This window comes from Enterococcus sp. AAFC-DPL-6103, from assembly GCF_058216595.1.
Window position 1 is genome coordinate 2,016,541 of sequence record NZ_CM177102.1, and the last position, 13,305, is coordinate 2,029,845.

6 protein-coding genes are annotated in these 13,305 nt (G+C 31.1%); all 6 read right to left on the reverse strand.

What is annotated here, in order from left to right; genetic code table 11:
* Nucleotides 1-11: 11 nt before the first annotated feature.
* Nucleotides 12-821 (reverse strand): ABC transporter permease, encoded by an 810-nt coding sequence (locus AC4BC3_RS09615; RefSeq protein ID WP_490466368.1) that lies wholly within the window; start codon nt 819-821, stop codon nt 12-14.
* Entirely contained in the window at nt 821-2,182 is a 1,362-nt protein-coding gene (locus tag AC4BC3_RS09620) for an ATP-binding cassette domain-containing protein (RefSeq protein ID WP_490466369.1), read from the reverse strand. The genes AC4BC3_RS09615 and AC4BC3_RS09620 overlap by 1 nt, the downstream gene beginning before the upstream one ends.
* A gap of 77 nt (nt 2,183-2,259) precedes the next feature.
* Nucleotides 2,260-4,134: a glycosyltransferase gene (locus tag AC4BC3_RS09625; protein ID WP_490466370.1), complete on the reverse strand. Its 1,875-nt coding sequence runs from the start codon at nt 4,132-4,134 to the stop codon at nt 2,260-2,262.
* 13 nt (nt 4,135-4,147) lie between these two features.
* Nucleotides 4,148-7,144, reverse strand: a complete 2,997-nt coding sequence (locus AC4BC3_RS09630; protein WP_490466371.1) for a CDP-glycerol glycerophosphotransferase family protein — start codon at nt 7,142-7,144, stop codon at nt 4,148-4,150.
* A complete protein-coding gene (locus tag AC4BC3_RS09635; RefSeq protein ID WP_490466372.1) occupies nt 7,144-10,911 on the reverse strand; it encodes a CDP-glycerol glycerophosphotransferase family protein in 3,768 nt (1,255 codons plus the stop codon). The genes AC4BC3_RS09630 and AC4BC3_RS09635 overlap by 1 nt, the downstream gene beginning before the upstream one ends.
* 43 nt (nt 10,912-10,954) lie before the next feature.
* Nucleotides 10,955-13,258, reverse strand: coding sequence for a CDP-glycerol glycerophosphotransferase family protein (locus AC4BC3_RS09640; protein WP_490466373.1), 2,304 nt, complete (start codon nt 13,256-13,258; stop codon nt 10,955-10,957).
* Between the last annotated feature and the right edge of the window lie 47 nt (nt 13,259-13,305).

The following is a 13,305-nucleotide window of genomic DNA, read 5'->3' on the forward strand; positions in this document are numbered from 1 at the left end:
TAAATTTCCTCCTAAATATAGTCAACAAATTTTGCTCGGAATTTCAAATGGATGTGCGATCCAATAATCAAAAAGATAAGTGTGATACACCAGAATATTAAACCATATGTCCCTTTATTCCAAAACCACTCTCTTGATAAGAATGTATCTCTAAAACCGTCAATTAAATAATATAACGGATTGATTTCTAAAATATTTACTAGTCCTTTTGGCAAATTTCTTGTTTGAAAATTCCAAATAGCTCCAGAAATATAAAACAATAAACGGAAAATTGACTGAAGCATAACGTGATAATCACGAACCAATGTTGTGATCGTCGCATTAAAGATACCAAATGCGTACAGAAATACAATCATAGAAAAAAAATAATAGATGTACTGTAACCAATACAATGTTGGATAAACTCCGTTAAATAATAATGCAACGATAACAATCATCATATACCAAAAATAATTCGTAAGCTGACCTGCTATAGAAATTGAAGGTAATACACTAACCGGAAACTTCATTTTAGAAACTAAACCAACTTGTTTATAGATACTATTTGATGCTTGCATAATCGATGGTGATATAAAAAACCAAGCAGAAATTCCTATAATCATCCAAAGAATATACGGAATCCCGTTAATCGTTCTTCCACCATGAACACCTAGTCCAAAAACCATATAATAAATCCCTACTTGAATTAATGGATTTAGTATTTGCCATAGCAGTCCTAGATAGTTATTCTGGTAAGTCGCTTTTTCTTCATATTTTGACATTCTAAAAATAATTCCTAGGTTTGATAGTTGCTCTTTAATAATAATCGCCACTTCATTCATTACTCACTCACACCTCCAATTGAGCTATCTTGTTGGATTTGTGAAGTAGGAATAGTGATTTCTACGCCTGCATTGATGACTTCATTATCCAGATTATTAATTTTCATTAATTCTTCTACCGAAACACCATATTGTTGTGCAATTCCTAGAAGTGTTTCCCCAGGAACAACGGTGTGCATGATCCTATCGTTTGATTCGCTCGAAATAGTACTATTTGATTCTTCACTGCTTGTTGCAGACGTAGACGTTTGACTGCTTTCTTTTGAAGATTTACTTGAAGTATTTTTCTCAGATGTTTTTTCATTACCTAACCAGTGAGTTCTTACAAATTCCACTGGGTTATTAAAAAAATAGGTTAATGAACGACCACTGAAACTAATAGTTGATAAAGTAATCATTATAAAGAACAGGCTAATAATCAAAATCTTAGTTGATAGTTTCATTTGAGTTCCGATTTGATTTCTTTCCATTTGTTTCTTTAACTGTTTTAGTTCTACCCGCGTCATTAGATGATCCCTTTGTAATTTTTTCATTGTACTTTGATACATATTATCTAACGAAAAATCTTGCTGTGCTTTTTTTTGTGACTTCTGATAATTGTTTTGTTTTTCTTTGGGTAAATCTTTAAACCACTTGGTAAACTTTTTATATTCGTTAATTATTTCTTTAGTAGGTCCAAATCCAGCTACTTCACCGTAATGCAACCATAAAGTTTTATCACACATTTTTTTTACCTGCCCTAATGAATGGCTAACAAAAAAAATAGTTTTTCCTTCTTTTTTAAATCCATTAATCTTATCAATACATTTTTGTGCAAATGTATCATCCCCAACAGATAATGCTTCATCAATAATTAAAATATCTGGATTTTGATGGATTGCCACAGAAAATCCTAATCTTGATTTCATTCCACTAGAGTAATTTTTAACTGGTTGATCAATAAATTCTCCTAAATCAGCAAAATTGATTATGTCATCAAGTTTTTCATCAATTTCTTTATTACTCATTCCTGACATTGAACATTTTAATTTGATGTTTTCTCTACCTGTTAAGGCAGTTTTTAAGCCCGCACCAATTGCAACAATTGAGGTCTCCCCATTAATTTCTAGTTCTCCAGAAGTTGGAGGAATAATTCCACCTAGAATTTTTGAAAGGGTTGATTTTCCAGAGCCATTAATTCCAATTATTCCAATAGTTTCTCCAGACATTACTTCAAATGAAACACCTCGAAGTGCCCAAAAATTTGGAATACCAGTAGCAGTTGCCTTAAATAACGATTTTAGTTTATCAGATTTCTTTTTTAATAGTTCATATTCTTTAGTTAAATACTTAGCTCTTACCTTTACTGTTTTTTCAATCATATCTATTGCCCATTCCAATCCTTTTTCAAAGACTATTTTTTTATTAGCTATTTTTTTACGTTTATCAAAGATTTATCTTATATTAAAAATGATTGAATCTTTTCTTTAATTATTGGTAAATCAAATATTTGATAGTGCTTTTTGTTTTGTATCCCTAATAAAAAAGGATCTAGTGATGATTTCAAAATAATAGATAACATTTCTAATGGCAGTGTAACCTCAAATAAAAATTTTCCATTTTCATATATTCCCTTATACACTAGCGGAATCATTTTTTCTGGAGTATTTACATGAATATAGCATATTGGAATAGTTTTTGTAGTTGTTAATTTTAGTTGTACCACAAGATTTATTTGAAGTTCAGTATCAGTTTTTATAATAGAATGAACTGATTGATTTAGTGACTGAACAACTACTGGAAGTTCATCTTGATAGTCATCAAGATAGTCAAATACACCTAATAATTTCTCACGAATCTTATTTTTAGAATATTGTTCAACAACTTTCCCAGTATTTTGAGATAATTCAATCAGGTAATCCGGTTTTTTTATTAGCTCAACAATTGCTCTGCTTAATGCAGAAACATTTCCATTGGGAACAATTCGTCCATTTAGACCGTCCTTGATTAAATCTTTGGGTCCGTAATTGTAGTCAAAAGCAACAACTGGAGTATTTACACTAAGACTTTCTAAAATCGAAATACCGAATCCTTCCGATTTTGAAGTCATTAAACTAAAACCACTACGCTGAAACTCTCCAATTGCATCTTGTGTATAGCCATGAACATGTATATTTTTTTCTACACCTAATTTTTTTATAAGTAGTTCGTAACTCCTTTTCTCATCACCTTGTCCAAAAATATCTAATTGTGCATCAGGAACTTCCTTTATCGCTTCGGCAAATGCTTCAATAGCTAAATTAATTCTTTTTCCTTTATTAAATTTTGAAATGATTACACCACGACTCAAATTCTTAGATTCCGTCGTTTTTGTTTTATTTATAAGAAATGGATGTCCAATGACAAACAAATTATCTCTTTCCCCAAATTGGCTTATAATATGTTTTTTCATTTCATCAGTAAGAAGAATCACTGCACCAAATTTATCTAAATTTTCCAATGTTCCTTTTGTATATGCCCTTAATGGACTACCGAATGAACCATCTTTACCATAAATATTTCCATGGATAGTTGCAACTGAATTTATTTTATTTGTGAAGCTATTTTCTATGACACAGGTATCCAAGCGATGATCTTCCACAAAAAAATAGGGTTTATTGGACATTTCATTCAATTGAAATATCCAATAATCTTTCAATTGTTTTTCATTATCAAATTGATTTATCTTACCATTCTTTGGAAAATGTAAAATATATGACATTTGTGCTTCTTCATTATACTTACTTGTTAGATATTTTCTCCCCTCGCTAGAAAAAAAATCACTTTGAGCCAGGAGTCCCTCACTGTTAAAATAATTTGTCCTTAACAAGACACCATCACTTCTGAAGATATCTCTTTTTGTTCTTGTTTTATTTTCAAAATAATCAATCATAGCAATCGATTGATCTGGATTCAATTTTATTCTTTTTAATAATTCTTTATTTTCTTTATACTCAAATACTTGTTCGTTTTTTGCATTCTGCACAAACTTTTTTTTTGCTTCATATTCATCAAAAGTTACCACGTTATCACTATAAAAAAGAGTTTCATCCTCTGCAAAAAATTCGTAAATATTCATAAAAAAAACATTATCGGGTAGTTTCTTTACCTCATGGATATTATTAAAAATGTTTCTATATTGCGGGCGAAAATTAAATGTACAAATGTGTGTAGCAAGAACATCGTCTTTCCATGTTTTACTTCTCAAAAACATAGACTGTACACGTCCACCTGAATCTACGCTAACAGAATCATTGAGAAAAAATATTTCTCTTTGCTCTCGATTGGCATTCATTAATCAATCACTCCTATTTTCCTATTTTTTTTAACAAGTTTTTTTTAGTTATAGGCTTAATACCACCATTTTTTTTCGATTGAACATTAGAATCAATGATTGCATCATAAATCCGCTTCGAATTGTCATGATCCATCAATGAGAAATAATCCTTACGCATATTCGCATAAACTTCTTTTTCTACAAAACCATTTTCTATCGTTTCTTGGATAAGCATGATCAACTTATCTGATGTGTAAGCTACATCCCCAAATAAATCTTTTTTCGGATCCATGTAGAGTCCTTCATATTGTAAATATTTTTCTATATCAAATTGGAAAAAGACACAAGGTTTCCTTAAGTAATACATTTCCCAGATCACACTTGAATAATCTGAAATCATCATCGAACTCTTCATAATTAACTCGTCCATTGGAACCTCTAAAAATTCATATTTATCGATTATTTCTGGGTCAATTTCAAATAGATCAATATATTCTTTGAACTTTGGATGTAAGAAAAAAGCGATTCTTACATTATTCGCTACAAGTAATTCTTTTAATTCCTTCGAAGCTAAAAATTGACTATATTCTTTAAAATAATCCGTTTGAATAAATTTTTCTTTAGGTAGACCGTCCATCCAAGTCCGCCAAGTTGGCATTACAAAAATTTGACGATACGGAATTTCACTTGTCCTATCCCGCATGACATCCCAACGAGCCAATCCAGTTACAGCTACTTCTTCTTCCTCATATCCCCACTCATTGATTACTAAGCGTTTTTCATATTCTGAAGGTACAATTACTAAGTCAAATACATTTCTATTTTTATAGAAGTCAGGAACTTTCTTCAACCCATTCACACCATGTTGTAAGTAAGCTAACGGTTTTTCTGTTAAAACACGTCCCATATAGGTTTCTTTTTGCTTCAAATTATAAACATTACGCTTAGTGTCAGAAGAAATCAGTAAAGTTGAAGAAAACAAATACAAGAAATACTTAAATGACATAAAGTTCAATGTACGATCTTTCTTATCATCCAAGAATTTTGCTTCGGTTGCATGTTTATCAATCACATAATAAAACTGATCATGTTTTTTGTTTTCATAGCAATAATAAAAAAAGTGATAACCACTGTCGTGAGCTGAGGAAGCTAGTTTTTCAAAACCTATCCAAATATCTTTTTTAGCAAAATACGGTTTCATCAATCGAGCTAAATAGTAAGCAGATTGTTCCTTAAAGTTATTCCATTTGGTTTCATAGCTTTCTCTTTTTCGATAAGTAAAAGAAATATCCTCACTAATTGTAATATACGGGTACATTAAAAAATCGTCTTGCGTATGGTATTGATATTTAAGTGTGTTACTTCTAATATTTCGTTTAGCAGCTTTACTTGCTTTATTTATACGTACAAAATAGCGTTGTTCATTTACATTTATCTCAACATACAGATCCCAATATAATGGCTCAAAATCATACATTGACAAATCAATTGTTGTTTTGATTAAAAGATGATTTTTCTTTTGATCAATAGTAAAATCAGTTATTTTTATTCGTTCTAGCATATCCTTGTTGCGTTTCACCAGTAAAACACTTTGAACAGATATGTCCTCTTTATTTTTTGTTTCTAGCTTACAAGTTAACCTTACTTCGGGTTTTTTATAAACAAAATCGGCTACTTGCGTTTTTATTTCATAGCGCTCTTTAGCTAAGTTAGATAAGTTATTTTTTACAAGTGACAAGGTATTGCTGTTAGTCAAATACAATTCAAAATGTTGAGAATACGCTGTTTTATGCTGACCATAAGTTATTACTCCAAAAAAACGATTCTTTTTATCTTTAGGTAATTTTTCTTTATTTGCTAAACGCATCAATTTATATTGACCTTCACTAAAAACATATAGGTAAAAATCGAAACGAGCTTTTTTTAATTCAGCTACCTCATCCTCCATGAAACTACGTAAATTACTGTGATAATAATCATCCTCATTATTCAAAGGAAGAGTATAATTTAATCCCTGTCCTCTTTTATTGATGATTAATTGTGCATTTTTAAACTGCCTTTCTAATTTGAAACTAAGCTGATAATCTACCAATTTCAAATTAGAAAACTTGATTTTACCATGTTTTTTTAATTCTTGATTTGTGAAATTAGTTGGAATTTCCGTTTTCTTCAACAAATACAGTTGATTATTTTCTATAAGTAGATCTTCGGCAAAATTATCTCCTTCTAGAAAGATTTTTTTGACTGAAGTAAGTAGTTGTTGATTTCCAAGATATAATTTTACTCTCCCACATAATTCAGGAAATAAGCTTCGATTAAAGGTGATTTGTCCATCTCTCACTTTACCAAATAGCCATCGTTTCCCTATTAAGAGAGAAGCTTCAACCATTGAGTGAGTAGCTGGTGCAGTCAGAACGATGGATTCATTCACTACATCTATATTAGTTACTTTCAGCTCTAAATTGTGATATTCTGTATGTTTCATTTTAGTATTTGCTAAAAATTTAACACCGTCAAATACAATTAATCGTCCACTGATGTGAGCAACATAATGTTGTGCAATAGATACCTCATAATTACGATCAACTAAAAAATCAATTGCACTGATATCTTCACCCAAACAGAAAAATATTTGAGGATTTTCATCAGTTCTATTTAGATTAATAGTCGCTAGTTCATTATCCTTTCTCCCAATTATAAGAGGCTCAGCCATTACTCCATTGAAATTTTTATTTCGATATGGCACAGTCTGAACACAAAATCCTACTTTCGTCTGTGAAATAACTCTATAGCTGTTGTTTTGTTCATCCGTTAAAAACAGTTTGCTGCCACCCTCTACAAGAAGAATTTCATTACCCACGTTATCGATAATTTTGAATTCACCTGTAATAAAATGTTCAATATTTAAACTATACGTATCCGTATTTTCTTTTCTAAAAGGAAATTTTTCCCCAGAGACTGAAATTAGTTCACAAGGGTTTTCCCATGTGATATAGAGTCTATCCTCAAAAATCCGCACACTATTCATTATTGATCCACTCTTTCTTTGACTATTGTTTCATAAATTCTTTGACTATTTCCACGGTCATGATAATTAAAATATTTTTCACGCAACACTTGATAAGGCTCTTCTAAAATAAAATTTTGAGAAATTGTTTGTTCAATTGTACTGATTAGTTGATCAACTGTTGTGGCACGTTTACCGAATAATTCCGTTTCCATGTCAATATAGCTTCCTTCATATTCATTATATTTTTCATAATCAAATTGGAAAAAGATAACTGGTTTTCCCATATAAAACATATCCCATGTAACAGATGAATAGTCACTAATCATTAATGAAGATGCCATAATCATTTCGTTTACCTTAATATCGCCAAAAGCATAAAGCTTGATTCGCTCACTCGGTGCACTAAATTCTGAAATGTAATTTTTGAATTTAGGATGTAAGAAAAAGATAATCTCTAAGTCATTCTCTTTTAGCATTGTCTCTAACTTACTTGAAGCTAAAAAGCCCATGTAGTTATTATAGTAATCTGTTTTGATAAACTCTTCTTTAGGCATATCTTCCATCCACGAACGCCAAGTTGGCATAACAAATATTTTTTTACGTTCTTGTTGACTCGAACGATCTTCCAATAAATCCCAACGAGAAAAACCAGTAACTGCAATCTCATCTTCATCGTACAGCCAATTTTCATGTAAAATTTCTTTCTCAAAGTCGGATGTTGCAACTACCATATCAAAATTGCCTCGTCCTTTGCTTTTCTTAAATACATCTGAACGTTTTAATGCGGTAACACCATGCTGTAAAAATACACTTTTCTTTTCTTGAATTGCTTTCGCAGCACGTCCAGATCTCACTCGAATATTATGCACATGTCGCGGTGTTTCAGACGCAATCAATAATTTAGAAGCATATAACATAACAAAGTAGCGATACGACATATGGGTAAGAATATTTTTATGTTCTTTTTTGGCATTTAAATAGTCTTTTGAATCTTTCGATAATACATAGTAATACTGCTGTTTGAGATTATTTTTCTGTACATAATCAAACATTGCATAACCGTTATCTTGCGCCGTTTGAGAAAATTTTTCAAACCCTAACCAAATACGTTTTTTATCTAAATATCCTTTGAATAAACGATAAGTTAAGTAACCTGCTTTATCTTTAAAACTTGTCCACTTGTTTTCGTAATTTTCTTTTTCTCTGATCATAAATGCGATATCGTTAGAGAATGTAACATATGGGTAGATGATTTTAGATTTATCGTCACTCAACAAACTATTATTCAAATAATTGGCTTCCACTTGATCCAATATTTCTTTTTGCGTCCCTTTTATTTTAATTGGATAAACCACTCCATTGAATTTCATTCCAACGAATAAATCCCAATACAGTGGGAAAAACTTATTCCAATCCATTTCAAAAGAAAATTCAACTTCATTTTTTGTTTGGTTGATCATTTTACAATTGATTTGCATGTTATATTCTTTACTTCGTAGTTGCAAATAAGCATTTTCCACTTCAAAATGTTCTTGACTGTTTAGTACTATTTTGAATACATAGCCGTTTCCAGCTTTTTTCATACCTTTTAATTTTGTTTGTACTTGAAAATACTCTCTCGCACCAGCAGTATAGGTAGAAAACACACCACAAATAATATTACTTTTTGTTGTGTAAATTAAAAATGATTGCTCTTCAGTTAGTCGAGTTAGACTCAACCCTTCTTTACGCTTTTTGCTCTTTTTCATACGTAACTTGCATTCCTCATATTTTGAGTAGGTCGTCTCAAGAGAAAGACGAAAATCAAGACGTGGAAATGCTCCTACTGAGTTTTCAATAAGTGGGGACAAGTCAAACCCAATAGCTGAATCATCTTCTGTTCGAACCTTACTTTCTAAAATAATTTCTTCCTTCGTTGCACGTTTGATAACTTTTAACTGGATAGGAGATTTGATGCCATCCAGCTCAGGAATAGTTAAGTTTAGAAATTGCTTCTCAATCGTTAGTTCTGTTACATCTAAGTCTTTCGTAATCACTTTTTTCATGAATCTTAAGTATGCTGGATAAACATCTTGCAATAAACTGATTCCTTTGTCCTTATTGACATACAAACCAACATTATATTTCTCAGGTTGCTCATTATGATGTGCAAACTCCATCAGTAATTTACCGGGAAGTTTTTCAACTACACTATCCTTGATTTTTAATGGCGAACGTTTGATTGCTTCAGATGCGATTTCTTGAAGATAAAAATCACCATAAAGTTTTGTATCTTGTTCCAATTCGTTCTTTATATCCGAAAGATCAGCAAAATAGCTACCGTCTTCCATCAGGGATAAATGAATTAAAATCAAGTCAGTTTTTCCACGACGTTTCATTATTAAATTTTGTTTTAAAGAGAATCTTTTTTCTGGTACTAAAAATAGTTTTTCCCCTTCAGACCAGATATTCTTGATTCCTACAGGTTTCGTAACTTTGACTGGATAATTCTTAGCTATAAAAGTTTCATAATCATAAGTTATCAACATGGTTTGCTTGTGGTGTTGAATGAGTGAATAGCTTAATACATTCTGTGGCTGAACTTTTAAGTCCAAATAAATTTTTTGCTTTGTGATACCATTGATCCCTATAATTTTATATTCTTGATTTTGAGAAAGTGGTATCTTCAATAGATCTAATGTGAATCGCTCACCCGATTTTTGCCAAGGAATGTAACGTTCTTTTGTTTTGCCTTCCAAAGCGATTTCTTCTAGATTATTTATTCTGATTTCTAAGCTACTAAAATTATTTTTTAAAACCGGTTGTGAGTTTGTGAGTGGTTCGATCCAAATAGAATTACCTTTAATAAAAAATTTCACTTGGTTCCCGAGTATCTCGGGATAGTTTTTTAAAACATGTAATTCCTTTTTGGAGAACTTATAAGGTACGAACGCTTGATTCTCTTTTTTAAACAGCTGGATTTGTTGACTTGGTAGCAAAGTAAGACCTTCTTTTGTCAACTGAGAATAATCTGTTTGTTGCGTTTTAATATATACATTTTTTAAATTTTGAATATCCTGTACAGAGGTTACAAATGCTTTGTTTCGAATAAGCATTGTTTGTTGTACATTCTCTAGTAGAAAGAATGATTCTGATAAAGGATAAAATTGAGCATGTTCATTTTCTACTTTTGAAGTAACGATTTTGGTAGCGACGTATTGATCTAATACATATTCAACAAGATAAAAAGAAGAACTACTGAAGCTTTGAATAACTTCTAACTCCTGAATCATTTCGGTTAGATCAACAGAAAGTTTATTGTCTTTTTGATGACCATTGATCCTCAAATAGTAACCAGATTCATTTTTCACAAAGAAATCGACTTGTCGATAGTTTGCGATTTCTTCAATTGTCAAATGATTATTTGTCAATCGAGCTATGATTTGTTCATCATTTTTTATGATTTGATTTGGTGAGATCATGTAGTTAAATATCTTCGATTCAGAAATAAAGAAATATTTTTCTTCTAATAAATGGATAGGTAACGAACTATCTGAGCTATCTGTTAACTCATTGACCCTAATTGTTCCAAAAAGAGTGACTATTTGTAAGGGACGATTAAAAATGTTTAATCCCTGAATAGAAAAGCGATACCCCATTCCTTCTTTACTTGCAAGTATTTCATATGTTTTTCCAGATATACATTCTGTCAAGTACAATTCTTCAATTCTCTCTTCACCAGATAATTCAATATAAATTGATTGATTATCATAAATTAACTTCTTAGCTACTAACGTTGTTTTCAATTTGTTCACCTCATAAGCAATATAGGAATGTTAAAAATTCCTTCTATCTGACTATATCGTTGATACGTATTCTAACCATTTCAACTAGTCGATTCCTTTTAATTCTTTGTTTTAGTCTATTTATTAAATTAGGTTCATATCGTTTGATTTCTTCAAAAATTCTGGCTGAATTTTGATTATCTATATAGGGAAAGACTGTTTTTGCATGTAAGTTTACATCGTTTGAAAGATAACCTCTTTGCTTCATCTCTAAAATCAAAGATTGTACATCAAAACAGCGAGTTTCTTCTAACTCTTTATTAAGATCGAGATAACTTCCTTGCAGTTGTTGATATTTTTCTATGTCAAATTGGAAAAATATTGTTGGTATTCCTTGGTACAAGGCCTCCCAATAAATGCTAGAATAATCTGTTATTAAACATTCACTCTCAGAAAGAAGTTCGTTTAATGGAACATCGCCCATTGGAATAATACGTAGATTTCTATGTGCAGAAACATCAAACAATTGAATATATTCCGCTAATTTGGGATGAATATAAAAAATGATAGTGTAGCTTTCCATCTCCAAGAACTTTAGGAGCTCCTGATTGGAAAGCAGTTGAGAATATTGTTGAAAAAAATCTGATTTGATAAATTCTTCTTGAGTTAAATCTTCTAACCAAGTTCGCCAAGTTGGCATAATCAAAAATTGTTTCTTCTTTATCAATTTACCTTTATTTTTTTGTAACTCATCCCATCTAGCTAGCCCTGTCACTACAATATTTTGAGGAGTATATTCTAAGTATTTCTGAACTATTTTTTTCTCCCACTCTGCTGATGTGATAAAAAGTTCTGCTTGATTATTTGAACGTGTTGCATTAAATGTATTGTCAAGTTTCTTAAGACCTAAAACACCATGTTGAAGAAAGACATATCTTTTTTTATCTAGAATGGGCTTGATTGGTCCTGTTTGTACCCGCCAAGCGTAACCATGACCCTTAGATTCCGAAGCAACCACTCTTCTGGCTATAAGTAGCAAAAAGAGATGTTTCACACTCATAAAATCAACTCGACGTCGTTGATAGTGATCTAACTTGTTGTACTCTGGTGATTCTTTTTTTATTACAAAATATGCACGTTGATTAGTTTTTTCTTGTAAATAATTGAAAAAATAATATGAATTATCTTGTGCTGTATTTGAGTATTTTTCATGAATCAACCAAATATCGTTCCCTAAAAAAAAGAGACCTATCGTATGAGCTAGGACATAAGCAATCCATTCATTTCGTTTGTATTTTTTCGTCTCATACTCGCTAAAGGGACGATAATTAAGACTGATGGCATACTTCATTGTTTGATATGGATACACGATGTTCTCATCTATTTTTGACTGATAACGTCCCGAAAAGTACTGTAATTTTAAGTACAGAAAGAATGACTTATTGATTATTCTACAAGCATATGTTTCTTGCTCACCTTGGCATTCTAAATATAAATCCCAGTAATAATACGCCCAGTCATAGGCAGTTAAATCAATAGAAAAAACAAGTTTCTTTCCGATTCTTTTTATTGGTTCTAATTGATATGCAGCTGTTAGCGTTCCTCTGTGTTGGATTTTCAACAAATAGGTAAAGCCTTCTCTATACTCTATTGGAATCTTAATTTCTATAACCAACGATGTTTTTTTCCTCAAGGCTAACAACTTCGCTTTTTTATGGTAACGAAATTCATTCATTTTAACTGGTGGCTGTATTGTAAATGATAACGATGTTTTTTGAGAGGCATAGATCATTACTTCACGAGTAGCATCCTTATATATAAAATCAAGATACTTATTTTTTTTTGTATGAATCTTAGCTAGTAAAAATTCATAACTCTTCCCTTCAGTTTCAAGGTAAAAATGGTACTGACCTAATTCATTTATCTGGTCAATTAAGTCAAGATTATTTATTGAAATGGTTGTTATTCCAGCTGTTTGACTTCTAAAGTAATGAATTTTTTCGTATAATTTTCCAGACTTTGAGCGAACGTTTATTGTAAAGTCTGTTTGAGACAGATCAAAAAAGGAAAATTTCAATTGCTGATTTTCAATCAAACAATCAAATATAGGTATCTTGTTTTCCTGACTAATCCTCTGTTCAATGAACCAATTATGCGTCCTTAATTCTATTATTGTCGTATTTAAATCAACTAGTTTAACTATTGAGTTGGTTTGAATGTCAGACGGTAATTCTCGATCGACTTCAATTTGAAAAATAAGTTCATCAGCTAGTAGCATTTCCGTTACATTGACGATCTGAAAATTTTCTTGATTGACTTGTAATGAGTAATTCTCCGAGAAAACGCCAAGAAGCGAGGCGTCTTTCAAACTACCTCGCAAGTTGTTATTATTCAATGATATGAACGAACATTCGC